This window comes from Mycobacterium sp. HUMS_12744610 (assembly GCF_041206865.1).
Lineage (GTDB): Bacteria > Actinomycetota > Actinomycetes > Mycobacteriales > Mycobacteriaceae > Mycobacterium > Mycobacterium servetii.
In genome coordinates, this window is record NZ_JBGEDP010000001.1 from 1,078,593 (window position 1) to 1,103,440 (window position 24,848).

Annotated in this window: 21 protein-coding genes and 4 pseudogenes; 15 read left to right on the forward strand and 10 right to left on the reverse strand. The window is 69.1% G+C overall.

Features of this window, described 5'->3' with window-relative positions:
* The first annotated feature begins 21 nt into the window (after window positions 1–21).
* Window positions 22–726, forward strand: coding sequence for a M15 family metallopeptidase (locus AB8998_RS05470; protein WP_369736963.1), 705 nt, complete (start codon window positions 22–24; stop codon window positions 724–726).
* Here the strand turns inward: AB8998_RS05470 and AB8998_RS05475 are convergent.
* Window positions 723–1,650, reverse strand: a pseudogene (locus AB8998_RS05475) (IS5 family transposase). The gene AB8998_RS05470 and the pseudogene AB8998_RS05475 overlap by 4 nt on opposite strands.
* Before the next feature lie 60 nt (window positions 1,651–1,710).
* Here AB8998_RS05475 and AB8998_RS05480 point away from each other — a divergent pair.
* Complete coding sequence (locus AB8998_RS05480; protein ID WP_369736964.1) at window positions 1,711–2,523, forward strand: methyltransferase domain-containing protein; 813 nt, start codon at window positions 1,711–1,713, stop codon at window positions 2,521–2,523.
* On the opposite strand, the gene AB8998_RS05485 is transcribed toward AB8998_RS05480, so the two are convergent.
* Both AB8998_RS05485 and AB8998_RS05490 read right to left on the reverse strand, forming a co-directional pair.
* Window positions 2,514–4,058, reverse strand: a complete 1,545-nt coding sequence (locus AB8998_RS05485) for an amidase (protein ID WP_369736965.1) — start codon at window positions 4,056–4,058, stop codon at window positions 2,514–2,516. The two genes, AB8998_RS05480 and AB8998_RS05485, sit on opposite strands and share 10 nt — an antisense overlap.
* A 5-nt stretch (window positions 4,059–4,063) precedes the next feature.
* Window positions 4,064–4,900 (reverse strand): SDR family oxidoreductase, encoded by an 837-nt coding sequence (locus tag AB8998_RS05490; RefSeq protein WP_369736966.1) that lies wholly within the window; start codon window positions 4,898–4,900, stop codon window positions 4,064–4,066.
* 69 nt (window positions 4,901–4,969) lie between these two features.
* Between AB8998_RS05490 and AB8998_RS05495 the strand changes: the two genes are divergently transcribed.
* Genes AB8998_RS05495 through AB8998_RS05510 form a run of 4 tightly spaced genes read left to right on the forward strand, consistent with a single transcriptional unit; the run spans window position 4,970 to window position 8,954 of the window.
* Window positions 4,970–6,547 carry a methylmalonyl-CoA mutase family protein gene (locus AB8998_RS05495; protein WP_369736967.1) on the forward strand — a complete coding sequence of 526 codons (1,578 nt, stop codon included), beginning with the start codon at window positions 4,970–4,972 and terminating at the stop codon, window positions 6,545–6,547.
* Window positions 6,548–6,973, forward strand: a complete 426-nt coding sequence (locus AB8998_RS05500) for a cobalamin-dependent protein (protein WP_369736968.1) — start codon at window positions 6,548–6,550, stop codon at window positions 6,971–6,973. It begins immediately after the preceding gene.
* A complete protein-coding gene (locus tag AB8998_RS05505) occupies window positions 6,958–7,914 on the forward strand; it encodes an LLM class F420-dependent oxidoreductase (RefSeq protein WP_369736969.1) in 957 nt (318 codons plus the stop codon). The genes AB8998_RS05500 and AB8998_RS05505 overlap by 16 nt, the downstream gene beginning before the upstream one ends.
* Window positions 7,915–7,940: 26 nt before the next feature.
* The gene (locus tag AB8998_RS05510; protein WP_369741429.1) at window positions 7,941–8,954 is read left to right on the forward strand and encodes a CaiB/BaiF CoA transferase family protein; all 1,014 of its coding nucleotides are present in this window, start codon (window positions 7,941–7,943) and stop codon (window positions 8,952–8,954) included.
* 33 nt (window positions 8,955–8,987) lie between these two features.
* On the opposite strand, the pseudogene AB8998_RS05515 reads toward AB8998_RS05510, so the two are convergent.
* Window positions 8,988–9,743, reverse strand: a pseudogene (locus AB8998_RS05515) (LysR family transcriptional regulator); the annotation flags it as partial.
* Window positions 9,744–9,852: 109 nt separating this feature from the next.
* Between AB8998_RS05515 and AB8998_RS05520 the strand changes: the two are divergent.
* Complete coding sequence (locus AB8998_RS05520) at window positions 9,853–11,253, forward strand: IS1380 family transposase (RefSeq protein ID WP_369736302.1); 1,401 nt, start codon at window positions 9,853–9,855, stop codon at window positions 11,251–11,253.
* Window positions 11,254–11,432: 179 nt separating this feature from the next.
* Here AB8998_RS05520 and AB8998_RS05525 read toward each other — a convergent pair.
* Window positions 11,433–11,591, reverse strand: a pseudogene (locus tag AB8998_RS05525) (LysR family transcriptional regulator); the annotation flags it as partial.
* 165 nt (window positions 11,592–11,756) lie between these two features.
* Between AB8998_RS05525 and AB8998_RS05530 the strand changes: the two are divergent.
* The 3 genes from AB8998_RS05530 to AB8998_RS05540 are packed head-to-tail and all read left to right on the forward strand — an operon-like array spanning window position 11,757 to window position 14,025.
* Window positions 11,757–12,650 (forward strand): SDR family oxidoreductase, encoded by an 894-nt coding sequence (locus AB8998_RS05530; RefSeq protein ID WP_369736970.1) that lies wholly within the window; start codon window positions 11,757–11,759, stop codon window positions 12,648–12,650.
* Window positions 12,647–13,567: a TIGR03620 family F420-dependent LLM class oxidoreductase gene (locus tag AB8998_RS05535; RefSeq protein ID WP_369736971.1), complete on the forward strand. Its 921-nt coding sequence runs from the start codon at window positions 12,647–12,649 to the stop codon at window positions 13,565–13,567. Before AB8998_RS05530 ends, AB8998_RS05535 begins: the two co-directional genes overlap by 4 nt.
* A gap of 35 nt (window positions 13,568–13,602) precedes the next feature.
* Window positions 13,603–14,025: a nuclear transport factor 2 family protein gene (locus AB8998_RS05540; RefSeq protein ID WP_369736972.1), complete on the forward strand. Its 423-nt coding sequence runs from the start codon at window positions 13,603–13,605 to the stop codon at window positions 14,023–14,025.
* On the opposite strand, the pseudogene AB8998_RS05545 reads toward AB8998_RS05540, so the two are convergent.
* A pseudogene (locus AB8998_RS05545) lies at window positions 14,022–15,283 on the reverse strand (amidohydrolase family protein). The gene AB8998_RS05540 and the pseudogene AB8998_RS05545 sit on opposite strands and share 4 nt — an antisense overlap.
* 19 nt (window positions 15,284–15,302) lie before the next feature.
* On the reverse strand, window positions 15,303–15,638 hold the full coding sequence (locus AB8998_RS05550) for a 2Fe-2S iron-sulfur cluster-binding protein (RefSeq protein ID WP_369736973.1): 336 nt from the start codon (window positions 15,636–15,638) through the stop codon (window positions 15,303–15,305).
* A 101-nt stretch (window positions 15,639–15,739) separates the two neighbouring features.
* Here AB8998_RS05550 and AB8998_RS05555 point away from each other — a divergent pair, with 101 nt between their 5' ends.
* The 4 genes from AB8998_RS05555 (at window position 15,740) to AB8998_RS05570 (ending at window position 19,938) form a co-directional block, all read left to right on the forward strand.
* Window positions 15,740–17,155 carry a class I adenylate-forming enzyme family protein gene (locus AB8998_RS05555; RefSeq protein WP_369736974.1) on the forward strand — a complete coding sequence of 472 codons (1,416 nt, stop codon included), beginning with the start codon at window positions 15,740–15,742 and terminating at the stop codon, window positions 17,153–17,155.
* Window positions 17,133–18,038 (forward strand): acyl-CoA dehydrogenase family protein, encoded by a 906-nt coding sequence (locus tag AB8998_RS05560; RefSeq protein WP_369736975.1) that lies wholly within the window; start codon window positions 17,133–17,135, stop codon window positions 18,036–18,038. Before AB8998_RS05555 ends, AB8998_RS05560 begins: the two co-directional genes overlap by 23 nt.
* Window positions 18,025–19,107 carry an acyl-CoA dehydrogenase family protein gene (locus AB8998_RS05565; RefSeq protein ID WP_369736976.1) on the forward strand — a complete coding sequence of 361 codons (1,083 nt, stop codon included), beginning with the start codon at window positions 18,025–18,027 and terminating at the stop codon, window positions 19,105–19,107. The genes AB8998_RS05560 and AB8998_RS05565 overlap by 14 nt, the downstream gene beginning before the upstream one ends.
* Window positions 19,108–19,170: 63 nt before the next feature.
* A complete protein-coding gene (locus tag AB8998_RS05570) occupies window positions 19,171–19,938 on the forward strand; it encodes an enoyl-CoA hydratase/isomerase family protein (RefSeq protein WP_369736977.1) in 768 nt (255 codons plus the stop codon).
* Between the two features lie 153 nt (window positions 19,939–20,091).
* Here the strand turns inward: AB8998_RS05570 and AB8998_RS05575 are convergent, their stop codons facing one another.
* From AB8998_RS05575 to AB8998_RS05585, 3 genes are all read right to left on the reverse strand, one after another.
* Window positions 20,092–21,789 (reverse strand): transposase, encoded by a 1,698-nt coding sequence (locus AB8998_RS05575; protein ID WP_369736417.1) that lies wholly within the window; start codon window positions 21,787–21,789, stop codon window positions 20,092–20,094.
* Between the two features lie 90 nt (window positions 21,790–21,879).
* A complete protein-coding gene (locus tag AB8998_RS05580; protein ID WP_369736978.1) occupies window positions 21,880–22,641 on the reverse strand; it encodes an SDR family NAD(P)-dependent oxidoreductase in 762 nt (253 codons plus the stop codon).
* 72 nt (window positions 22,642–22,713) lie between these two features.
* Window positions 22,714–23,583 carry a proline iminopeptidase-family hydrolase gene (locus tag AB8998_RS05585; protein ID WP_369736979.1) on the reverse strand — a complete coding sequence of 290 codons (870 nt, stop codon included), beginning with the start codon at window positions 23,581–23,583 and terminating at the stop codon, window positions 22,714–22,716.
* Window positions 23,584–23,707: 124 nt separating this feature from the next.
* On the opposite strand from AB8998_RS05585, the gene AB8998_RS05590 reads away from it, so the two are divergent.
* Entirely contained in the window at window positions 23,708–24,847 is a 1,140-nt protein-coding gene (locus AB8998_RS05590; RefSeq protein WP_369736980.1) for a thiolase family protein, read from the forward strand.
* The last annotated feature ends 1 nt before the right edge of the window (window position 24,848 follow it).

Sequence of the window (24,848 nt, forward strand, 5' to 3'; positions counted from 1 at the left end):
GTGACCCGTAACAATGGTCGGATGTCATCGGTGCGGCGGTTCCACGGGCCGGTGATCGCCGTGGCGCTCGCGGTCGGCGCTTGCCAGGCTCCGCGGGCCACCGCCGGGCCGGACGTGCCGCCCGTCAGCGCGGCGGCGCGCGCGGCGGGGTTCGTCGACGTCCGCAGCGTCGTGCCGGACGCCGTCGTCGACCTGCGCTATGCGACGACGAACAACTTCACCCACACGCAGTTGTATCCATCCGACGCCCGGTGCCTGGTGCACCAGTCGATGGCGCCCGGCCTCGGCGCGGCCGCGGCGGCGCTGCGCCCCCAGGGACACGTGCTGGTCTTCTGGGACTGCTACCGGCCCCACGACGTGCAGGTCAAGATGTTCAACGTCGTGCCCAATCCGGCGTGGGTCGCGCGGCCGGGGTCCTACGCGCACAGCCACGAGTCCGGGCGCTCGGTCGACGTGACGTTCACCAGCGCGGGGCAGCCATGTCCGCCCGACCGTCATGCCGGCGGGGTGTGCCTGGCCGACATGGGCACCGACTTCGACGACTTCACCCCCCGGGCAACCGCATTCGCCACGCAGGGCGTCAGCCCGGAGGCCCAGGCGAACCGCGCCCAGCTGCGGAACGCGATGACCTACGGCGGGCTGAGCGTGTACTCCGGTGAATGGTGGCACTTCAACGGACCGGGCGCCGCCGTCGACCGGCCGATCCTCGACGTCCCGGTCGACTAGGGCGTGTCTCCCAATTGGTTGTTTCCGACGCGGGAATGGATTACGGCGCAGGCCAATAGGACACCGCCGAGGTAGGTCAGGGCGTATTTGTCGTAGCGGGTCGCGATACCGCGCCATTGCTTGAGCCGGTTGTAGCCTCGTTCGACGGTGTTGCGCAGACCGTAGAGCTCGGCGTCGAACGCCGGTGGGCGACCCCCGGCCGATCCCTTGGCCTTGCGCCGGGCGATCTGGTCTTTGCGTTCGGGAATCGTGTGCTTGATTCTTCGGGAACGTAATTCGGTGCGCGTGCTCGGGTGTGAATACGCCTTGTCGGCGAGCAATCGGAAGTCGCCACCGGTCACACCGTGCTCAGCGCAGGCGTGGTCGTAGTCGTCGAGCAAAGGCAGCAACTGCGGATTGTCGCCGGCCTGGCCAGCGGTCAACCGGACCGCGACAACAGCTTCGCGCTGATCGGTCAGGGTGTGGATCTTGGTGGTCAGCCCGCCTCGCGAACGCCCAATTGCATGGTCGTCGGGTTCATCGGCGGATTTCTTGTAATTCGACAGGGCCCCCTTTTGCCAGCGTGTCCGACCGGGCACCCGCCGAATGTTGATGCGCCCGTACGTTCGTCGAATCCACCGACAACAGCTTCTCGATATCGCCGGCCATCTCGGCGTCGAACCCGAAGGCGTGCGCCACCTGAGCAAACATCACGTCATAGGTGCCATCCAGCGACCATCGGTGATGACGCTTCCACACCGTTTTCCATGGCCCGAAATCAGCGGGCAGGTCCCGCCACGGGCATCCCGTGCGAAACCGCCAGGCAATCCCCTCCAAAATCAACCGGTGATCACCAAACCTCCGGCCCCGCTTGCCCTCATGCGAAGGCATCAACGGCTCAACCACCGCCCAGAACTCGTCAGAAATCACACCAATCCGCGTCACCAGCCAATCCTGGCTGGTCAACAGTCGAAAAATTGGGAGACACGCCCTAGGGGGCGCACGGTGAGCGACGAGCCTCGGGCCAACTACACCCACGGACACCACGAGTCGGTGCTGCACGGCCACCAGCGGCGCACGGCCGACGACTCCGCGGCCTACCTGCTGCCGCACCTGAAGCCGGGGCTTTCCCTACTCGACGTCGGGTGCGGGCCCGGGACCATCACCGGCGACCTGGCCGCCCGGGTCGACCCCGGACGGGTCACGGCCGTCGACCAGTTCGGCGAGGTCCTCGAGGTGGCCCGCGCGGAGGTGCAGCGGCGCAACCTGTCCAACGTCTCGTTCGCCACCGCCGACGTCCACCGGCTCGAGTTTCCCGACGACAGCTTCGACGTCGTCCACGCCCATCAGGTGCTGCAGCACGTCGCCGACCCGGTGGGCGCGCTGCGCGAGATGCGCCGCGTCTGCCGGCCGGGCGGTATCGTGGCGGCCCGCGACGCCGACTACGCCGGATTCGTCTGGTATCCAAGGCTTCCCGCGCTCGACCTGTGGCTGGATCTCTACGAGAAGGCGGCCCGCGCCAACCGCGGCGAACCCGATGCGGGCCGACGGCTGCTGTCCTGGGCGCTCGAGGCCGGGTTTACCGACATCGCGCCCACGGGCAGCCTCTGGTGCTACGCCACGCCCGCGACCCGCCAGTGGTGGGGCGGGATGTGGGCCGAGCGGATCCTGCATTCGGGGGTGGCGCGCGAGTTGCTGCGGCTGGGCCTGGCCACGCCGGCGCAGCTCGAGGAGATCTCCGCGGCGTGGCGCGCCTGGGCCGCGGCCCCGGACGGCTGGCTGGCGATCCCGCACGGCGAGATCGTCTGTCACCCCTGAGCGCTCGCGCTACCCGGGGAGGAGAAGCCGCCGCACAGGGACTCGAAGGCGGCGCCGGCCCGCAGCACCGTGGCGTCGTCGAATCGCCTGCCCACGATCATCATCCCGACCGGCAGACCGTCGAGGAGCCCGGCGGGCACCGAGAGGGCGGGATGACCGGTGATGTCCATGGGCGCGGTGTTGGTCGCCTTGCCCAGCGCGCGCCCGAGCAGCCCGACATCACCGGGACCCCCCGCCGGCAGCGGGTCCGCCGTCCCCGGAACGGTCGGCATCACCAGCACGTCGTACTCGGTCAGCGCCGCGTCGTAGGCGGCCCGCACCTGCGGTAAGAGGTTGCGCGCCTTGGCATACGAGGTGGCGCCCAGCGCCGTGAGGCCGTAGTGCCCGCACAGCGCGGTGGCCTTGACGGTGCTGGCCAATTCGTCGGCGTGGGCGACTCGCTGCCGGGCGAAGTGCGCGACGAGTTCCGGGTCGTACCACCCGTCGACGCCGAGCCCGTAGCCGTTGCCGTCGACCATCTGGTAGGTGGCGCCGTCGGTGAAGATGACAGTGAACACGTGTAGCGCCGTCCGGTGCCAGGGCACGCTGACTTCTCCTACGCGGCAACCATATTCGGTGAACCGCCGCGCCCCCGCGCGGACGAGTTCGTCGGCCTCCGGTGACGAGCCGGGCTGGCCGAAGCCCTCGTCGAGGATGCCGACCCGCAACCCGGTGACGTCGCCGGTGAGAGTGGCCCGGTAGTCGAACGCGGCTGTGCGCTGGCGCTGGCGCGGGTCGTGGCCGTCGGGCCCGGCGAGCACCGTGAGCAACAGCGCGGCGTCGGCGACGGTGCGCGTCATGGGTCCGAGATGGTCGATCGTCCGCTCGATCGGGAACGCGCCGGTGTAGGGCACCAGGCCGTGGGTCGGCTTGTGCCCGACGATGCCGCACAGCGCGGCCGGGATGCGGATCGAGCCGCCCTGGTCGCCGCCGAGGGCCAGGTCGACTTCCCCGGCGGAGACCAGGGCGCCGCTCCCGCTCGAGGATCCGCCCGTCTCGCGCGCGGTGTCCCAGGGATTGCGCACCGGCCCCGAGGCGGAGGTGAAACTCGACCCCGAGCAGCACAGGTCCTCGCACACGCTCTTGCCGGCGATGGTCGCCCCGGCGGCGAGCAGGCGTTCGACGACGGTCGCGTCGCGGCCGGGGACGAAGCCCTCGACCGCGCGGGACCCGTTCATCATCGGAACGCCGGCGACGGCGATGTTGTCCTTGACCGCGACCGTCCGGCCCGACAGCGGTCCCTCCGCACCGGAGCGGATCTCGGTGGTGACGTACCAGGCGCCGAGCGGGTTTTCCTCCGGCGTCGGGAACCGGTACGCGCGTTCGGGGGTCTGCGGCCGCGCCAGCTCGTCGTAGAGCGCATCGACGACGTCATAGGACGCCAGGGTGCGGTGCACGGCCGCCAGGTAGTCGCGCCGGGCGGCGGCGTCGAGGTGGAACCCGAAATGGTGTGCCGCGGCGTCGAGGTCGCCGGCCGTTGGCCGCGAAACCGTCATGGCCGTCAGTCTAGGAACAGGTCCGGGATCGGGTGGTCACCGCCGCCGTAACGCGACAGGTCGGTGACCCCGGCCGACCGCAGCACCTCGGCGTCGATGTGGCAGTGCCCGGTGGCCTCCCGGGCCGGGCGCGAGACGATCTCGACGGCGGCGTCGGCCATGATCTCCGGGCTGCGCGATCCCGCGGCCAGTTGGTCACCGTCGGGCAGGTTCGCCACGGCCGAGGTGGCGATATAGGTCTGCGGCCACAGGCAATTCACCGCGATCCCCGCTCTCCCGGGTTTGAAGGCGAACTCGGCCGCCCAGCCCAGCGACAGCAGCGTCATGCCGTATTTGGACAGCGTGTAGGACGGGTGCGCGCCCAGCCAGTGCGGGTTCATGTTGACCGGCGGTGAGATGGTGAGCACGTGCGGGTTGGCCGACTTCCGCAGGTACGGCACGCACGCCTTGGTCAGCAGGAACGTGCCGCGGAGGTTGACCTCCTGCATCAGGTCGAACTTCTTGGCCGGCAGCTCGGCGGTCGGTTGGGTGGCGATGGCGCTGGCGTTGTTCACGCAGACGTCGATGCCGCCGAAGCGCTGCACCGCGGCCTCGACGGCGCGGGCCACGTCCTCTTCGCGGCGCACGTCGCCGACGACGGCCAGCGCCTTGCCGCTGGTCGCCTCGACGTCGGCGGCCGCGGTGTGCACTGTTCCAGGGAGGCGGGGGTGCGGGGTGTCGGTCTTGGCCAACAGCACCACGTTGGCGCCCCGCCTGGCCGCGGCGATCCCGATCGCCAGGCCGATGCCGCGGCTGGCGCCGGAGATCACGACGGTACGGTCGGCGAGCATGTCGCTGGGCATGGGTCTCCTTTGGCCTGGTCAACAGGGCGGTATTGGCATTCTCTTTTTTTGCAAGTACGTTATCAGTCGATGGACAACGAGACTCAGACCCCATCGGGCATACCGCTGCGGCCCGTGTACGGGCCGGAGGACAGGACCGCGGAACCTGCGCCGCCCGGACAGTTTCCGTTCACGCGGGGCAATTTCGCGTCGGGCTATCGGGGCAAGCTGTGGACGTTTCGCCAGTACTCGGGCTTCGGCACCGCCGAGGAGTCCAACCGCCGCTACCGATACCTGCTCGAGCAGGGCGGGACCGGGCTGTCGGTGGCTCTCGATCTGCCCACCCAGTGCGGATACGACTCCGATGATCCCGAGTTCGGGGAGGAGGTGGGCCGGGTCGGCGTCGCGGTGGACACCCTGGCCGACTTCGAGATCCTCTTCGACGGCATCCCGCTGGACAAGCTCAGCACGAGCATGACGATCAACGGCACCGCCGCCATCCTGCTGGCCTTCTACGTCGCCGCGGCCGAGAAGAAGGGCATCCCGCGGGCCAAGTTGACCGGGACCATCCAGAACGACATCCTCAAGGAGTACGCCTCGCGCGGCACCTGGATCTGGCCGCCGGAGCCCTCGCTGCGGCTGATCGCCGACACGATCGAGTTCTGCGCGGCCGAAGTGCCGCGTTTCAACGCGATTTCGGTGGCCGGGGCGCATTTCCGCGACGCCGGCGCCAACGCGGTGCAGGAGATGGCGTTCACCCTGGCCGACGGTGTGACCTATTGCGACACCGTGGTGGCCCGCGGCCGGATGAGTATCGACCAGTTCGCGCCGCAGATCTCGTTCTTCTTCTACACCCACGGCGACTTCTTCGAGGAGGTCGCCAAATACCGTGCGGGACGGCGCCGTTGGGCCACGATCGTGCGGGAGCGTTACGGGGCGGCCACCGACAAGGCGTCGATGTTCCGGTTCGGCTGCGTGTGCGGCGGCGCGTCGCTGTATGGCCCGCAGGCGCGCAACAACGTCGTGCGCGTGGCCTACGAGGCGATGGCGGCGGTGCTCGGCGGGGTGCAGTCGATGTTCACCGCGGCCTGGGACGAGCCGTTCGCGCTGCCCACCGAGGAGTCCACCACGCTGGCGTTGCGCACCCAGCAGATCCTGGCCTACGAGACCGGGGTGGCCAGCGTGGCCGACCCGCTGGGCGGCTCCTACTTCGTCGAGGCGCTCACCGATGCGACCGAGGCGCGCATCGTGGAGATCATGGACGACCTGGAACGCCACGGCGGCATGGTGGCCGCGATCGAGGACGGCTACCTTCAGGGCCTGATCGCCGACGAGGCCTTCCGGACCCATCAGGACATCGAGGCCGGCACCCGCCCCGTCGTCGGGGTCAACCGCTTCGTCTCCGAGGAGCCCGAACCCGACGTCATCACCTACGAACTCGACGCCGAGGGCCGCGACCTGCAGCTCAAGCGGCTCTCCAAGGTGAAGGCCGAAAGGGACTCCGCCGCAGCGCAATCGGCGCTGGCGGAACTGTCACGCGCCGCGGAGGGCACCGACAACCTGATGCACAAGCTGATCGACTGCGCCAACGCCTACTGCACCGTCGGCGAGATGGTCTCCGCGCTCAAAGCGGTGTGGGGCGAGTTCGCACAGCCGGTGGTGTTCTAGATGGCGGTTCGGATTCTGGTGGCCAAGCCCGGCCTGGACGGACACGATCGCGGTGCCAAGATCGTCGCGCGCACCCTGCGCGACGCAGGCTTCGAGGTCATCTACACCGGCATCCGGCAACGCATCGAGGACATCGCCTCCATCGCCGTCCAAGAAGACGTCGCCGTCGTGGGTCTGAGCATCCTCTCGGGTGCACACCTGGCGCTGACCACCCGCACCATCGAGGCCCTGCGCGCCGCCGATGCCGCCGACATCGCCGTCGTCGTCGGCGGCACCATCCCCCACGCCGACGTCGACAAACTACTGGCCGCCGGCGCCGCCGCGGTCTTCCCCACCGGCACACCGCTGGACGTACTGGTCCGCGACATCCGCGCCCTGACTGGAACCCCCCAACCCGCATCGGAGGAATCGTGCGCGTCGGAGTGATGATCGGTGCCGAGCGCGGCGACATGGCCCGCAAGGTGCACAAGCTGGTCTCCGATATCGAATGGGCCGAGTCCGCGGGCCTGGACACGGCGTGGATGCCGCAGGTGCCCGACGACTTCGACTGCCTGACCATGGTGTCGCTGATGGCCGCGCACAGCTCGCGCATCGAACTGGGGACCGCGGTGGTGCCGCTGCAGGCCCAGCATCCGATCGCCCTTGCCCGCCAGGCGCTCTCGACGCACGCGGTCGCCGGCGGACGGCTGGCGCTGGGTGTCGGACCGTCGCATCACTGGATCGTCCGCGACATGCTCGGCCTGCCGTATGAGAAGCCGGCCGCCTACACCCGCGACTACCTACAGGTGCTGGCCGCCGCCACCGCCGGGCCGGGACCGGTTGACGTGGAGAACGATTCGTTCACGGTGCACAATCCGACGGTGCTTGCGGCCGATACCCCGATGCCGGTGCTGGTCGCCGCGCTGGGTCCGGTGATGCTGCAGATCGCGGGCGAACTGGCCGACGGCACCGTCTTGTGGATGGCCGACGAACGCGCGATCGGCGAGCACATCGCGCCGAAGATCACCAAGGCCGCCGCGGACGCCGGGCGTCCCGCGCCGCGGATCGTCGCGGGAATACCGGTAACCCTTTGCGCACCTTCGCAAGTCGACGAGGCCAAGGAGCGGGCCAACCGCATCCTCGGCGAGGCCGAGGTGTCGCCCAACTACCAGCGCCTGCTCGACCGCGGCGACGCCCGCGATGTCGGCGACCTGTGCGCGGCCGGCGACTCCGAACAGATCCTGGCTCGCATGCGCCGCTTCGCCGACGCCGGTGTGACCGACCTGTCGGTGCGCCTGTTGCCGATCGGCGCCGACCGCGACGAACTGGTCGCCTCCAAACGGCGCACCCGCGAGATGATCGCCGCTCTCGCAACGGAGCTGCGGTGACGCGGGACGGTTCCCAGGGCCCGCTTATGGGGGTTCGCATCCTCGAGGTCGGCACCATGCTGGCCGGCCCGTACGCCACCATGCTGCTCGCCGACCTCGGGGCCGAGGTCACCAAGATCGAACCCCGCGGCGGCGAGATCTCCCGCGGCGTGGGCCCCAGCTACTTCGCCAGCCTCAACCGCAACAAGTCCAGCATCTGCCTGGACCTGAATTCCGATGCGGGCCAACAACGGCTGGGCGAGCTGGTGGCCGACGCCCACGCGCTGCTGGTGAACCTCAAGCCGTCGGCCATTCGCCGGCTGGGGCTCACCTACGAGGCGTTGCGGCGCCACAACGAGCGGATCGTGTGCGTGGCGATCACCGGCTTCGGGCTGCACGGCGGCGACGACCCGGCGTTCGATTACGTGGTCCAGGCCTCCACCGGTATCGCCGCCCTGACGGGCGACCCCGACGGGCCTCCCACGCTGCCCGGCTACTCCTCGGCGGACAACTCCACCGGCATGTGCGCGGCGCTGGGCCTGCTGGCCAAGATCGTCTCCGGCACCGGCGGGCAGGTGGACGTGTCGCTGCGCGACGTGATGTTCTCGCAGCTGAACTACCACGCCGCGGCCTACCTCAACGACGGCGTGGAGCCGCGGCGGCGGCCGTACGGCGCGCACTCGTATTACGTGCCCGCCCAGCTCTTCCCGACCGCCGAGGGATATCTGGCGCTGTTCGTCACGCACGACGGCTTCTGGAAGTCCTTCGCCGCCGAGGCGGGTATCGGGGGCTTCGAGACGATGGCCGAACGGGTCGAGCGGCGCGACGAGGTGCTCGCCGTCGTCACCGCGATGCTGGCGACCGACACCGCCGTCGGGTGGGAGCGGCGCCTGCGGCCCCTCGGGGTGCCGGCGGCGGCCGTCCGGACGTTGCCCGAGGCGCTCGATGCGACCCCGGAAGTGGTTGTGGCCGCGGGCGATTTCCGCCTCGTCGCCGGCCCGATCCACGTGTCCGGTTACGAGCCGCAGTATCGCCCGCCGCCTGTGTTGCCCGAGGGCTGAATCGGCGCCGCCCTCCGTACGGCCCGCCCGGGCTCAGAACGGCGAGCCCGTGAGGTGCGCCTCGGCGAGCTTGCGGAACGCCGCCACCAACCGGCTCCGGTCCCCGGCGCGCGTGGCGAGCACCACGTGGCAGGGCTCGACGCCCCGCAACGGGACGGTGATGATGTCGGGCCGCAGGGTGTTGACGCGTAAATCGGGCACAACGGCGACCGCCTGCCCGGAGGCGATCAGCTCGAATTTGTCCTCGAGCGCGTCGATGAACGGTCCATCGGGCGCCCGGCGTCCGTCGGGCCGGGGATCGATGCGCCAGAAGGCACTCCACAGCGTGTCGGAGTCGCGAACCCGGGGCATCGGTTCGTCGGCGATGTCGTCGAGGGTGACGAATTCCCTCCCCGCGAGCCGGTGATCGACCGACATGGCCAGCACCCGGGGCTCGTCGTAGAGGATGATCACGTGCAGCCCGTCGGTAGGGAACGGGAGCCGGGTCACCACCGCGTCCACCCGATGCCCGAGCAACGCGTCCAGGGCCTGGTCCCAATCCAGATGGGACACTTGCACATCGGCGTCGGGGTGTTCGCGGCGCATCTCGCGCACCGCGCGGGTGACGATCATCCCGGTCGTGTAGCCGATCGCGATACGGCTCGGCTGGGCGGCGGCCCGGGCCTGGGCGGCGGCCTGCGTGGCCGAGCGCAGCAAGGCCTTGGCCCGCGGCAGGAACACCTCCCCGGCCTCCGTCAGCCGGGTGCCTTGCGGCGTGCGATCCAGCAGTCGAACGCCCAGCCTGGATTTTTCATCGAATGTGGAGCTCAGGGGTGTCGTTAACGTGAAAGGTGCACTGCCGCAAGGATAATCGGAGTATTCGAGGCTCGGTTATCCAGGATGGGAGTGCACCTGTCAGATGCAGGCTACTACGGATTGGTCGAAGAATGTCCGAGTTGAGGTCCGTGGCGACGACGTGGTCGGGCACGCCGGTAACGTGATACCCCGGTTGCTGGCCGACAATCTGGGTTTGACCAGCGGTTTGTCGTCGGTGCTGTCGCGCCCAGAAGTCACCCACGACCGAGGCGCGGTGTTGCGCGATGTGGCGGTATCGATCGCCGGCGGCGCGCAGAACCTGGCCGGCACCGCGGTGCTGCGCGATCAGCACCGGTTGTTTCAGGCGGTGGCGTCGGTTCCGACGATGTGGCGGTCCCTGGGCGAGATCGACGAGCAGAGCATCACCGAGGTCACGGCCGTGCGCAACAAGGTCCGCTCTCGGGTGTGGGAGGCGATCGAGGCCCGCCACGGTGCGATCCCGGCTTCGCAGACCTGCTATGGGGACCTCGGGGACACGATCGTGATCCGCATCGACGCGTCGCTGATTCAGTCGCACAGCGATAAGCAGCACGCCGCAGGCAATTTCAAAGGCGGGTTTGGCTTCCACCCGCTGTTGGCGTGGTGTGACAACACCGGCGAACTGCTGGCGGTGATCGCCCGTGCAGGCAACGCCGGCTCGAACACCGCGGCCGATCATATCGCGATCATCGACGCCGCGATCGCGGCGATCCCGGCCAAGTGGCGCCGCAAGTTGCTGGTCACCATCGACGGCGCGGGTTCAAGCCACGCCGTCGTCGAACACCTGGAGAAACTCAATGCCCGGCCGGGGATGTCAGTGGGCTACTCGGTCGGATTCGACCTCGATGAGCGGGTCCGGGTCGCGATCGGCCAGATGCCCGATGCGGGATGGCAAGCCGCACTGGATGCCACCGGAGCGGCCCGTGACGACGCCCAGGTCGCCGAGTTGACCGGGCTGCTGCGCCACAGCACCGGAGGGGATCGGCTGGTCGGCTGGCCGGCCGGCATGCGCATCCTGGTGCGGCGCGAAGAAATCGAACACGGCACCCAGTTGTCATTGTTCGAGCAGCTGGCCGGCTACCGCTACCAGGTCCTCGCCACCTCGACTGCCGGTGGACAACCCCAGCGACTGGAAGCCCGCCACCGCGTCCACGCCCGGGTGGAGGGCTTCATCCGCACCGGCAAAGACACCGGCCTGGCCCGCTGGCCCTCACACTCGTTCGCCATCAACACCGCTTGGGTCACCGCCGTCGCGATCGCCATCGACCTGCTGTGCTGGATGCGACTGCTACTCCTGGACGGCCCACTGGCCAAAGCCGAACCCGCCACCCTGCGCTACCGGCTGCTGCACGCCGCGGCCCGGCTGATCAAACGATCCCGCTACCTGATCCTGCGGATCCCCCAAACCTGGCCCTGGGCACAAGAATTCGCCGACGCCCTCAACAGGGTCCGCGCCATACCCTGACCCACAGGCCCCTATGCCCTCTCGACCCCAAGAAAGGAGTAACCACCCCCGGGATAAAGGACCCGGCGTCACCGCACGACACGCGGCGCCGCCGCCTACCCCCAGCCTCAAAACCTCGACAAAGCTGCCGCCCCGCAGACCGCCACAGCAGAACCCGGGCCACCGTGAAATTCTGAGGCCAGTTGTTGCTCCAGCCGGCGGATCTGCCGGCTCAACGACGGTTGCGCGACGCGCAACGCGGTCGCGGCGCGGCCGAAGTGCCGGTGTTCGGCGACCACCACGAAGTACCCGACCAGCCGCAGATCGAGGTCGATGACGGGCGATACCGATTCGGTCATGCGGGCAGTGTAACGGCGCCGGCTGTCCTTGTCCGCCTCGAAGTGCGCGCGGACGTGCGGTCATGTCGATTCGGTATCGCGTCATAGGAATCGGGTCTTGGACAGTCGGGCCGCCGGGTCCGTTGACTGGAAGTCGCGAATACGCACACGACGAAAGGGAATGCCATGCATGTCTTTGTGACGGGCGCGAGCGGACACATCGGTTCGGCCGTCGTCGACGAACTCGTGCACGCGGGGCATCAGGTCACCGGGCTTGCCCGCTCCGACGAGTCGGCCGCCGCGCTGGCGGCGAAGGGTGTCCGGGTCCACCGCGGCGACCTCGACGACATCGACGGCCTGCGGTCCGCCGCCGCGGCGTCCGACGGCGTCATCCACCTCGCGTTCAAGCACGACTTCGACGACTTCGTGGGCGCCGCCGAGACCGACCTGCGCGCCGTGCAGGCGATGGGTGAGGCGCTCGTCGGGTCCGACCGCCCGCTCGTCAGCACCTCGGGAACCCTGCTTCTCTCGCTGATCGGGGACGGCGGTCTCGGCACGGAACAGGTCACGCTGCCGGGTGGGCCGCGCGTCGACTCCGAGAACGCCGTGATCGCACTGGCCGAGCGCGGGGTGCGCTCGTCGGTCATCCGGCTTTCGCCGCTGGTGCACAGCAACCTCGACCACCACGGCTTCGCCCACCATCTGATCGGCGTCGCCCGTGAGACCGGCAAGTCCGCCTACATCGGCGACGGCTCCAATCGCTGGCCCGCCGTCCACACGCTCGACGCCGCGCGCCTGTACCGGTTGGCAGTCGAAAATGCGCCTGCGGGAACGCGTTTGCACGGTGTAGCCGACGAAGGGGTGCCGTTTCGCGACATCGCAGCCGTCATCGGCCGCCACCTGGACGTGCCGACGGTCGGTATCCCCGCCGAAGAAGCCGGTCACTTCGGCTTTCTGGCGCTCTTCGCGGCGCTGGACAACCCGGCGTCGAACGCGCTGACGCAGAAGGTCCTCGAGTGGCGGCCTGAGGGTCCGGGGCTGCTCGAGGATCTGGACGCCGGCCACTACTTCGGCGAGTGAGCGGACCCGTGGCCGACGCGGTCGTCGACGCGTCCCGAAAAGCGCTGGGGCCGGTGGGTGTTTGCCTGCCGGTCTCCTTCACCGACCCACTGTCGATCGAGCGCCAGCGGGCGGCGGTGGGCAGCCTGGAGCGGGCCGGATACCGCGCGGTGTGGACCAACGAGGTGATCGGCAAGGACGCCCTCGTGCAACTCGCCATGCTGGCGAGCGCCACCGAGCGCATGGTGTTCGGCACCTGCATCGCCAACGTCTGGGCCCGGTCGCCGCAGACCATGCATGCCGCGGCGGCCCAACTCGCGCAGGCGTTTCCGGGCCGTTTCGTGCTGGGCCTGGGAATCGGGTATCCGGAGCAGGCGGCCAGCGTCGGCCGGGAATTCGGGCGCCCGCTGGCCACCATGCGTGACTACCTCGACGGAATGGATGCCCCCACCTGGCCGCCGGCGCCCGACGCCGCCTACGTGCGCATCGTCGCCGCCAACGGCCCGAAGATGATGGCGCTGGCCGGGCAGCGAGCCGACGGGGCGGTGCCGGCGTTGTTCCCCGCGGAGTTCACCGCGCACGCCCGCCGGGTGCTCGGCCCGGACAAGCTCCTCGTTGTCGGCGTGTCCGTGGTGGGCGGCGGCTCCGGGGATCCGAAAGCGGCCGCGCGCGAGTTGCTGTCGGCGAGGTTGTCGATGCCCTCCTACGCGGCCAGGCTGTCGGAGCTGGGCTACTCCGCCGGCGACATCGACGGGGTCACCGGCCGCCTGGTGGATGCCATCGTGGCCTACGGCGACCCGCCGGCGGTCGCGGCCAAGGTGCGCGAGCACCTGGACGCCGGCGCCGACCACGTGACGCTGCTGCCGGAGATCGGCGGCGACTTCGCCACCGCCGTGACGCAACTCGAATCGCTGGCCCCGGCCCTGGCCACCCTGTAGCCGCCCCGCCCCCGGGCGAATAGGATTGCCCGGTGATGAACCCCCAGCGAGTCGCCGACGAAATCGAAATCGCCGCCCTGCTCCATAGATACGCCCGGGCCGTCGATTCCAAGGACTGGGCTTTGTATCAGTCGGTGTTCACCGACGATGCGCACATCGACTACTCGTCGGCGGGCGCCGCCGCGGGCCCCCGCGACGAGGTGGCCGAGTGGCTGGCGGAGGGCTTCGGCGCGATTCCGATGTCTATGCACTACATCACCAACGTGGAAGTCCTTGCACTCGAGGGTGATACGGCGACAGTGCGGGCGATGTTCTACAACCCGATGCAGTTGCCGGGCATGGCGGAGCTCAGCTATTGCGGCGGCTACTACCACCACGAGTTGGTCCGCACGGCCGACGGATGGCGCAGTCGAAACCTGCGCGAGGAGAACGTGTGGTTCGTCAACGCGCCGGGCTAGGTCAGGCCGGCGACCCGCTTCTGCTCGTAGCGCCGAGCCCACTCGGCGCGTGAGCGGATCGACACGTCGACGTCTACCGCCTTGGCGCGCAAAGCCTTCACCGTCGCCCGCTCGCGGGCCGTGCGGGCGAACGGGTCCCAGCCGAAGAACCGGCAGGCGTTGGCCCAGGTGATCTTGTCGATGTCGGTGTCGTCGGCGCCGGCGGCGGTCAGCTCGGCCAGCACCTGTTCGGGCGCATCGGGCCAGAAGCAATCCGAGTGCGGGTAGTCGCACTCCCAGGCGATGATGTCGATGCCGATCTCGTGGCGCAGCCGCAACGAGGTCTTGTCGGTGACGTAGCACGCCAGCGAATGCTCGCGGAACACCTCGCTGGGCAGCTTGTCGCCGAAGTCGCGGCGCAGCCATTTCTGGTTGGTGTAGTGACGGTCGCTGCGGTCCAGGTAGAACGGGATCCAGCCGATGCCGCCCTCGGAGAACGCGAACTTCAGGTCGGGATACTTGCGCATCGCCGGGCCCCACAGCAGGTCCTGGGCGCACATCGCCGAAACCTGGGTGGCCAGGATGATCAGATTGTCGATCGGCGCGTCGGGCGCCATGCTGATCGCGCCGAAGCCGGTGCCGATGTGCAGGCACATCACCACGTTCTGCTCGGACAGGGCCGAGAAGACCGAGCCCCAGTAGTCGTCGTCGTGGTAGCTCGGAAGCCCTTCCAGGTGCGGCAGTTCGGGCATGGTGACCGCGCGGCAGCCCTTGGCCGCCACCCGGCGGATCTCGGCGCACATGGCCTGCGGGCTCCATGTCGGCAGGATGGCGATCGGGATGAACCGGTCCGGATACGAGCCGGCCCATTCGTCGATGTGCCAGTCGTTGTAGGCCGACACCATCGCCAGGGTGGCCTCCTCGCGGTGCATGTTGAGGTGGCGCGCGGAGAACCCGGTGAACGTCGGGAAGCACATCGAGGCCAGGATGCCGTTGCGGTTCATGTCGCGCACGCGCTCGTGGACGTCGTAGACCCCGGGGCGCATCTCGGCGAAACCGGCCGGGTCACGGCCCCATTCCTCGGCGGGCCACGACACCACGGCGTTCAGGCCGCTGACGCCCTGGGGCCGGCCCTGGTACACCCACTGGTCGACGCCCTTGTCGTCGGTCACGACGACCGGGGCCTCGGCACGGTACTTGCCGGGCACGTGAGGAACATGTCCGGCGGCTCGACGACGTGGTCATCGATGCTCACCAGGATCAGGTCATCGGCGTTCATGAACTGCCGCCTCTCCGGATTATTCGTAGTGGACCGTGACCGACGGTGTGTCGGGCACGCCCTGGCAGGTCAGGATGTACCCCTCGGCCACCTCGTCGTCCTCGAGCGCGTCGTTGACCCGCATGGTCGCGTGGCCCTCGACGAGCCTGGCCATGCAGGTGCCGCAGTTGCCGGCCTCGCAACTGAACGGCGGCTCGAGGCCGGCTCGCCGCGCGCTTTCCAGCAGCGTCTCGCCGGGGACCCGCGGCACCGAAACCTTCTTGCGGTCGAGGTGGATCGTCACCGTGCCCGGCTCGGCACCGTTGGATGCTGGATTCGTCACTGTGTCCTCGATGATCGCGGTGACCGTCGCCATGACCGCCCCTCCCGTACTTGCGTTCTTCAGTATAGAGAATACTATTCTCGTCAGCCGATAGGATCCTCTCTCCGACGGTCGGACTGCTGGAAGGAACGGACGTGACCGAGCCGGCAGCGCTCGTGTTCGAGGAGCGGCGCTTCAGCGCGCCGCAACTCGACGCGCTGGCCGCCGGGCTGGCCGCCACACTCGAGAAAAGGGGTGTCGCCGCTGGCCAGCGGGTCGCGGTGATGTCATCCAATCGGCCGGAATTCGTCGCCGCGCTGTTGGCGATCTGGCGGCTGGGTGCTACCGCGGTGCTCGTGAGTCCCGCGTGGAAACGCGACGAGGTCGACCACGCACTCGCGCTGGCCGGCCCGGCGCACGCCGTCGGTGACCATCCCGTGCTGGCCGGCCTGATGCCGATGCTGCATCTGGACGAACCGATCACCCCGACCGAGCCGGTCGCCCGGGCGCTGCCGCCCCCCGCCGACGCGGTCCTGGTCTTCAGCTCGGGCACCACCGGCCTGCCGAAGGCCGTCCGGCACACCCACGCCGCGCTGGACGAGGCCGTCGGGCATTGGCGCCGGGCGCTGCGGCTGACCGGCCGCGACCGCATCCAGGTCGTCACGCCGCCGTCCCACATCCTCGGCCTGCTCAACATCGTCACCGCGCTGCGGGCCGGTACCCAGATCCGGTTGCATCCGCGATTCGACGTCGACACCATGCTGTACCACATCGAAAACGACCGCATCACAGTGGAAATGGCGGTCGCTCCCATCGCGCTGGCGATCGCCTCGCACCCCCGGCTCGAGTCCTACGACCTGTCGTCGCTGCGCTTCATCATGTGGGGCGCCACGCCGGTGACCGTCAGCGTCGCCGAAACGGTGACCCGACGCACCGGCGTGGGCTGGGTGCCGGCCTACGGCACGACCGAACTGCCCGTCATCGCCTGCAATCCGGTCGACGGGGCCCGCCTCGACACCGTCGGGCGGCCGGTGCCCGGGGTGGAAGTTCGGGTGGTCTCGATGGACACCGGCGAGCCGGTCTGCCCGGGGGAGGTCGGCGAAATCCAGGCCCGCTCCGCCTCGTTGATGGCCGGGTACCTGCCGCCGGAGGCGACCGCCGAGGCGTTTCACGACGGCTGGTACCGGACGGGTGACGTCGGCTGGCTTGACACCGGCGGTTGGCTGCGGATCACCGACCGTCTCAAGGAGATGATCAAGGTGCGCGGCTTCCAGGTCGCCCCCGCCGAGGTCGAGACGGTGCTGCACGGTCATCCGGCCGTCAAGGACTGCGCGGTGTTCGGTGTTCCGGACGGGATCAACGGCGAAGCCATCGTCGCCGCCGTCGCGGCGTGCGCCCCCATAGATACGGCGGCGGTCGCCGCCGAACTCACCGACCGGGTCGAGCAGCGGCTAGCGTCCTACAAACGCGTGAGCCGCGTCGTGTTCGTGCCCGATATCCCGCGCCTGCCCTCGGGCAAGGTACTGCGCCGAGTTCTCAAGGAGCGCCATGGATGTACGTCTGACAGCTGAACAGCAGCAACTGCGCGACGCCGCCGCCAAGCTGGCCGACGACCTCGGGCCGGGGTCGGTCCAGGATCTCGACGACGATGGGCGAATCTCCCGCCTGGACAGGCAGGTTGCGGCGACCGGATGGCGCGCGCTGCGCTCCGACGGCGCGTCCGGTGTCGAGGTGGCCATCGTCGCCGAGGAATTCGGGCGCCGCCTGCTCGACGCGCCCTTCCTCGGGCCGGTGCTGGCCGACGATCTGGCCCGCCACGTCGGTGCCGACAGTGGGGGAGCCACGGTAGGTGGCGACGGATGGGCCGTCGACGCGCGGGGATGTGAACGCGCCCTTATGCTCTCGAGCGGCACCGTATTGGTGGCGGAGGCCGGCGAGTCCCGCACCGGTGCGGATCTGACCCGGGCCGAAGCGAGTCTGACGGGGGAGCCGACTGTGCTCGGCGAGATCTCCGACGACGATGCCGCACGATGGCTGGCGCTCGCGCTGGCCACCACGTCGGCCGATCTGGTCGGAATCGCCCGGGGCGCGCACGGCGTCTCCTGCGACTACGCGAAAATCCGCGAACAATACGGCAAGGCGATCGGGTCCTATCAGGCCGTCGCGCACCTGCTGGCCGAAAGCCTCGCCCTGATCGAAGGTTCGGTCAGCATCTCCCGACATGCCGCGTGGGGGGTCGACGAACTGCCGCCGACCGAAGCCATCCGGGCCGCCCGGATCGCCAAGGTCTACTGCGCCCGAGCCGCCCGCACCGTCTGCGAGACCGCGATCCAGGTGCACGGCGGCATCGGCAATACCTGGGACTGCCTGGTGCACGTCTACCTGCGCCGGGCGCTGACCTCCACCGAACTGTGGCCCGTCGCGCTGAAGGAGATCGACTTTGGACTTTCGTGACTCACCCGACGAGGCGGTCTTCCGCGAACGGCTGCGAAGCTGGCTCTCGTTGCACGCCAGAGATTTTCCGAGCTCCGGTGACGAGTACTGGGCCCGCCAGGCCCAGTGGCACCAGGCCCTCTACCACGAGGGCTTCTTCGGGCTGTCGTTTCCCCGCGAGTACGGCGGTCAGGATCTGCCGCCGGTCTACGACGTCATCGTGGACGAAGAGCTGGCCCGGGCCGGCGCCCCGCCGCGCCCCAGCGTGGGCTATCTCATCTACGGCATCGGCAGGCACGCGAACGACGAGCTGCGTCGGCGATTCCTGCCGGGCATCATCGACGGGACCGAGCGGTGGTGCCAGGGGTTCAGTGAGCCCGGCGCCGGCTCGGACCTGGCCTCGCTCACGACCACCGCACGCCGCGAAGGCGACAACTACGTCATCGACGGGCACAAGATCTGGACCAGCTACTCCGACGTCGCCGACTGGTGCCTGCTGCTGGCTCGCACCGACCCCGAGGCCAAACGCCACCGGGGCCTGTCGGCGTTCATCCTCGAGATGAAACAGCCCGGGGTGCAACAGCGTCCGCTGCGCATGATCAGTGGGGTCACCAACGAGTTCGGGCAGGTCTTCTTCGACGGTGCGACGGTGCCGGTGGACCGGATGGTCGGCGCGCCCGGCGACGGCTGGGCGGTCGCCATGACCGTCGTGGGTCACGAGCGCGAACCGTCCACGCTCGGCTACGCCGCCAGGTACGGCAAGCTGGTGCGAAACCTTTTGGCGCGCAGCGGTGATTCGGTGTCCGAAGAGGTCGCGTGGGCGGCCGTTCAGTCGGAGATGCTGACCCATCACGTCCGGCGGCGGCTGTCCGAACAGCTGGACGGGGTCTCGCACGGGCCGGAGGGGTCGCTCGACAAGTTGCTGATGACCTGGGTCGAGCAGTCGGTCGGCCATGCCGCGCTGGCGGTCGCCGGCACCCGCGACCCCGACCTGCTCGGCGCCTACCTGTACAGCCGCGCGCAGAGCGTGATGGGCGGGACGTCGCAGATACAGAAGAACATCATCGCTTCACGAATCCTGGGATTGTAGGAGTGATCGCGAACGCGGGCGAAGCCCGGGTGAAGCGGGTCACGACCATAGAAGGGGTCTGACGTGTACGACATGCCCGACGAGATCGAGGTCCGTGCCGAAGGCGCGTTGCGGATCATCACGCTGAACCGGCCGGAGTCTCTCAACTCGGTCAACGACAACCTGCACGTCGGCCTCGCGCGGCTGTGGCAGCGGTTGACCGACGACGCCTCGGCCCGCGCGGCGGTGCTCACCGGGGCGGGCCGGGCGTTCTCGGCCGGCGGCGACTTCGCGTATCTCAAGGAGCTCTCGGAGGACGCCGCCCTGCGCGCCAAGACCATCCGCGACGGGCGCGAGATCGTGCTGGGGATGGCGCGGTGCCGAATCCCGGTGGTGGCGGCGGTCAACGGGCCCGCCGTTGGCCTGGGCTGCAGCCTGGTCGCGTTGAGCGACATCGTCTACATGGCCGAGGACGCCTACCTTGCTGACCCCCATGTGCAGGTGGGCCTGGTGGCCGCGGACGGCGGGCCGCTCACCTGGCCGCTGCACATCAGCCTGCTGCTCGCCAAGGAATACGCGTTGACGGGCACCAGGATTCGCGCCGCGCGGGCAGTGGAACTCGGCCTGGCCAATCACGTGGTGGCCGATCCCGTCGGCGAGGCGGTGACCGCCGCCAAGAAGATCCTGGAGCTGCCCCAGCAGGCGGTCGAGAGCACCAAGCGGGTGCTCAACATCCACTTGGAGCGCGCTGTGCTGGCGAGCCTGGACTATGCGCTCTCCGCCGAGCACCAGTCGTTCACGACCGACGACTTCCGCTCGATCGTCACCAAGCTGGCGGCGGGCAAGAACTAGGACGGCGCTGATGTAGTGACCTCCAGCAGGGCGGGGATTTCGCGGTATCGGGGTCTCGACGGCTGGGAGGGGCTTGCGCTGGCTGATATTAATGGGATCGTAGGTGGCCTGGTGGCCTGGTGGCCTGGTGGCCTGGTGGCCTGGTGGTCCCGATCAGGCGATGGCCCAGCCCCCGGCCGCTGAATGCAGGCCCAGGCTGGCCAATCGGGCGAGGTTGATCGCGCCGGCTCGGGCGAGGATGTCGGTCAGGATGCGTTGTTGTCCGCGGCAGCGAGCCTTGCGACCACCCCAGGGGCGCCGGGTGAAGTGACTGATCTTGCGTTCCACAACCGGCCGATACGTTCGGTAATCGGTCTGCCAGGCCGGGTCGCGTTGGCGGGCCTTGGCCAGCTGTAGGGCGGCCTCATGGGCATGGATGGTGATCACCCGTCCACGGCGGGCTTTGGTGCATTGCGCCCGCAGCGGACACGACCCACACAATGCCCCGAAGCGAGCGACCTGCTGACGCCGCCCGGTGCTGATGGCCACAGTGTGCTCGGCCGGGCAGGTGACGGTGCCCGCAGTCAGGTCGATACCGAACTGGTCTTTGGAATAGCCGTTGGCGTTGCGCACCGGGGGCACTTTGGCGCGCATGTCATGGCCACGTTGGGTCTGCTCATCGAGGGTGGCCCCATCAGCGTAAGCCGAATCGCCATACACCTCAAAGACATTGGGCTCCGACTCGTTTCGCACATGCTCACCGTGATCGGTGATCGTTTCATCGGCATCGGCATCGGCATCGGCATCGGCATCGGCATCGGCATCGGTGGCGGCATCGGTGGCGGCGGAATCGGGTGCAGCACTCGTGGTGTCGGTGACCGGGTTGCCCAGCAGCTCGTCGATGACCTCACGGTCGGCGGCGTTGGCCGCGGTGACGGCCACCGCGGTGATCAGCTCGTCATCGGGATCGATACCCAAATGGGACTTGTAGCCATCGAAGGTCCGCGCCCGCGACTTATGCCCATGGCGGGCCTCGGTATCAACGGTGGAGATCAGCCGATCCCGGGCCACCCGCCTCGCGATGCGAAACACCCCGTCGTCGCCGGCCTCGACGTCCTGGCCGGCCACCAGCGCCAGCAACTCGACCGCCTCACCGAGTGCCCCGTCAAGCTGGCGGCCATCGCAGGCCTCCAGTGCTGCCTTGGCGTCGCGCACCAGCGCATCGACCAAGGCTTCACGCGCCGTGGGATCGTCCCAGTCACACGGTGGTTTTCCCAGGCTGGCGTAGTCATCGTCGCGGGTCAGCACGGTGCGCACCGCACCGGCCACCTCCGGATCGGCCCGATCGGCCACCGCCAGTAGTTTGCGGATCGCGGCCCGCAGCTGGATCACCGTGTCCTGGGTGGCCACCGCATCCAACAGCGGAGTGGAATCGAGCACCCGGCGCCGTCCCCGCAACAACCCCGCCGCCCGCGCCGTGGTGTTGACGTCCTCGAACAACCGCCGTGGCCGATCCGATGCGCGTAGCCGGTTGCGCATCCCGACCAGCACCGTGGGATGAAACGCCTCCGCATCCACGGTCAACCCGGCGGCCGCTTTCCAGCGCAGGTCAAAGGCCAGCCGGTCGCAGGCCTCCCGATCCGAAAGCCCCTCGTAGGCCTGCAGCAGCATCACCGCGGCCATCACCCGCGCCGGCACCGTTGGCCGACCCAACGCCGAACGCTTGAACACATCAGCGAAATAATCGTCGTCGAACAGTGCACCGCCGTGGTCGGCCAGCAGCCGATAGATGCTGCCCGCCGGCAGCTGATCGCCGACAAGCAGCATCACGTCATCGAACCGGCCCTGCCGATTTTCCCGTCCCAAAGCCACGCATCTGATCCTCGCCGCCCATCCATGCGAAACCCGCTCAGCCACGCCGAAAGTCAGCGACTAAAACAGCACCGTCCTAGAGCCGGGCCGTCACTTGGGCGGGAATCTCAGCGCGCCGTCCAACCGGATGACTTCGCCGTTGAGGTAATCGTTTTCGCAGATGCTGTGCACCAGCGTGGCGTACTCGGCGGGCCGGCCCATCCGTTTGGGGAAGGGCACCTGCGGGCCCCAGTACGCCTCCAGCTGATCGCCGTTCTTGCCGTAGGCGGGTGTCAGGAACGTGCCGGGGGCGATGGTGACCACCCGGATGCCCAGCGGCGACAGGTCGCGCGCGGCGACCAGGGTCATGCCCAGCACGCCGCCCTTGGCCGCCGCGTACGGCAGTTGGCCGATCTGGCCCTCGTAACCGGCGATCGACGCCGTGTTGACGATGACGCCGCGCGTGCCGTCGACCGGCTCCTGTCGCGCCATCGCGGCCGCGGACAGGCGCATGACGTTGAACACCGCGGTCAGGTAGAACTCGATCGTCGTCTTGAAGCCGTCCAGGTCCAGCGGCGAGCCGTCCTTGCCGACGAGACGGCCCCCGCTCGCCGGGCCGCCGTGGGTGTCGACCGAGATGCGCAGCGGGCCCAGCGATTCCGCCTCGGCGATCGCCGCCTGGAGGTCGTCGGTGCTGGTGGCGTCGGTGCGCGCGTAGCGCACCCCGAGCTCGCCGGCCAGCTCCTTGCCCTTCTTGTCGGCCAGATCGGCGACGACGACCCGCGCGCCCGCGGCGTGCAGCCGGCGGACGGTGGCCTCCCCGAGGCCGCCGGCGCCGCCGACGACGATCGCGGAGCTACCTTCGAGTTGCATGCCTTTTCCTTTCCTGCAACCAATCCTCTCCGTTGACGAGAATAGCGTTCTCGCGCGGTCGGCGCCGGAAACTCAGCCGTCGTGGCGGCGCAGGAATTCGCGCATCACCCGGTCGAACCGGTCGGGCTCCTCGATGAACGGCATGTGGGAGCTGGATTCGAACAGCTCGAACTGCGAGCCGGCGATGCGCCGGTGCACCTCCCGCATGTGGTCCGGTGCGCACTCGTCGAACCTGCCCGCCAGGACCAGGGTCGGCAGGGCGATCGCGGAGAGGCGGTCCAGCACGTCCCAGTCGCGGATGGTCCCGACGATGTGGAAGTCGCTGGCGCCGAACATCGTCTCGAAAATCTCGGCGCCCATGCCCGCGAAGGCGTCCAGCAGCTCGGTGGGCCAGGGCCGGACGCGACACAAATAGGTTTCGTTCCAGGTGCGGATCGCCGCCTGGTATTCGGCCGAAGACGTGGTGCCGGCGGCCTCGTGGCGTGCGATGGCGGATTGGGTGTCCCGGTCCAGCTCGGACTTCAACCGGGCCACCATCTCCGAAAACCGCGGTATGGAGGCGATGCTGTTCGAGATGGTGAGGCTGACCGCCCCGGAGCTCACGTCGAGCACGTACTGCTGCGCCAGCATCCCGCCCCAGGAGTTGCCGAAAATGTGGAAGCCGTTCAGGCCGAGCGCCCGCACCACCGAATCCATCTCGGCCACCGAGCGTTCCATCGTCCACAGGGCGGTGTTCGACGGGCGCCCGGAGCGCCCGCACCCGAGTTGGTCCCAGAAGACGATCTCCCGCTCGTCGGCCAGGCGTTCCAGCGACCTCAGGTAGTCGTGCGGCAGCCCGGGGCCGCCGTGGACCACCAGCACGGGACGGCCCGCACCGCCCCCGGTCCGTTTGAACCACACGTTGCCGCCCGGGACCGCGATCAGGCCTTCGTGCGCCGTCATGTCCCCTTCCTATCTCAAGCCCCAGCAGGGCGGCGAGCCGAGCGCGACGGCGGCCCACCCCGCAACTGCTACTCTCGCAGAGAGAGAATACCGTTCTCACGTCTGCCGACCTGGAGAAGACCCCGTGCCCGAAGCCGTCATCGTGTCCGCCCTGCGCACTCCCATCGGCACCGCCCGCAAGGGCACGCTGCGCGACACCAGCGCGTTCGACCTCGCCCATCACGTGGTGTGCGAGGCGGCCAAGGACCTGGATCCCGCACGGGTGGACGACGTGATCCTCGGCGAGGGCCTCTACGGCGGCGGCGTCATCGCCCGCCACGCGGCGATCACGGCGGGTCTGTCCCACGTACCGGGCCTGGCCAACAACCGGCACTGCGCGGCCGGACAGGCCGCGGTGCAGAGCGCGGCGGCAAGCGTGCGCGCCGGCATGGACCAACTCGTCATCGCCGGTGGGGTGAATTCGGCCTCCACCTCCCCGCGGTCGCGGATCCCGGTCGACGGAGAGTGGGTCGACTGGTTCCCGCCGACCCACCCGGACCGCCCCGACGCCCCGAACATGGACATGTCCATCACCGTCGGCTGGAACGCCGCGGTCAAGGCCGGCGTGAGCCGCGAGGAGATGGACGCCTGGGCGCTGCGCTCGCACCGCAACGCGATCGCCGCGATCGACGAGGGCCGGTTCACCGAGGAGATCGTCCCGATCGAGACGCCGCACGGGTTGTTCTCCGTCGACGAACACCCCCGCCGCGACACCACGATGGAGAAGCTGGCCGCGCTCAAACCGCTGCATCCCGAGATCGAGGGTTTCTCGATCACCGCCGGCAACGCCTGCGGCGCCAACGACGGGGCCGCGGTGCTGACGATCGCCAGCCACGAGCTCGGGCTGCCCGCGCTGGCCACCGTGCGCTCGTGGGCGTCGGTCGGCGTCGATCCCGCGATCACCGGCTTGGCGCCGGTCGATGCGATCCCGAAAGCACTTGCCCGGGCAGGGCTTTCGATAACGGATGTGGACCTGTTCGAAATCAACGAGGCCTTCGCGGCGATGTGCGTGGCCACCGTCAAGTTGCTCGAGCTGGACCCGGGCACCGTCAACGTCAGCGGCAGCGGCTGCTCGCTGGGGCATCCGGTGGCGGCGACCGGCGCCAGGATGCTGGTCACCCTCGTGCACGAATTGCGGCGCCGCGGCGGCGGAATCGGTGTGGCGGCGATGTGCGCGGGCGGCGGCATGGGTTCGGCGACGGTGATCGAGGTCCCGGCGCCATAAT

Coding starts and splice junctions, on each gene's coding strand:
- AB8998_RS05585 (WP_369736979.1), bottom strand. CDS start 23,583: ATGACGGCGCACGAAGGCCTGATCGCGGTCCCGGGCGGCAACGTGTGG.
- AB8998_RS05495 (WP_369736967.1), top strand. CDS start 4,970: ATGGACAACGAGACTCAGACCCCATCGGGCATACCGCTGCGGCCCGTG.
- AB8998_RS05560 (WP_369736975.1), top strand. CDS start 17,133: ATGGATGTACGTCTGACAGCTGAACAGCAGCAACTGCGCGACGCCGCC.
- AB8998_RS05530 (WP_369736970.1), top strand. CDS start 11,757: ATGCATGTCTTTGTGACGGGCGCGAGCGGACACATCGGTTCGGCCGTC.
- AB8998_RS05550 (WP_369736973.1), bottom strand. CDS start 15,638: ATGGCGACGGTCACCGCGATCATCGAGGACACAGTGACGAATCCAGCA.
- AB8998_RS05540 (WP_369736972.1), top strand. CDS start 13,603: ATGAACCCCCAGCGAGTCGCCGACGAAATCGAAATCGCCGCCCTGCTC.
- AB8998_RS05520 (WP_369736302.1), top strand. CDS start 9,853: ATGCAGGCTACTACGGATTGGTCGAAGAATGTCCGAGTTGAGGTCCGT.
- AB8998_RS05510 (WP_369741429.1), top strand. CDS start 7,941: ATGGGGGTTCGCATCCTCGAGGTCGGCACCATGCTGGCCGGCCCGTAC.
- AB8998_RS05580 (WP_369736978.1), bottom strand. CDS start 22,641: ATGCAACTCGAAGGTAGCTCCGCGATCGTCGTCGGCGGCGCCGGCGGC.
- AB8998_RS05490 (WP_369736966.1), bottom strand. CDS start 4,900: ATGCCCAGCGACATGCTCGCCGACCGTACCGTCGTGATCTCCGGCGCC.
- AB8998_RS05485 (WP_369736965.1), bottom strand. CDS start 4,058: ATGACGGTTTCGCGGCCAACGGCCGGCGACCTCGACGCCGCGGCACAC.
- AB8998_RS05500 (WP_369736968.1), top strand. CDS start 6,548: ATGGCGGTTCGGATTCTGGTGGCCAAGCCCGGCCTGGACGGACACGAT.
- AB8998_RS05470 (WP_369736963.1), top strand. CDS start 22: ATGTCATCGGTGCGGCGGTTCCACGGGCCGGTGATCGCCGTGGCGCTC.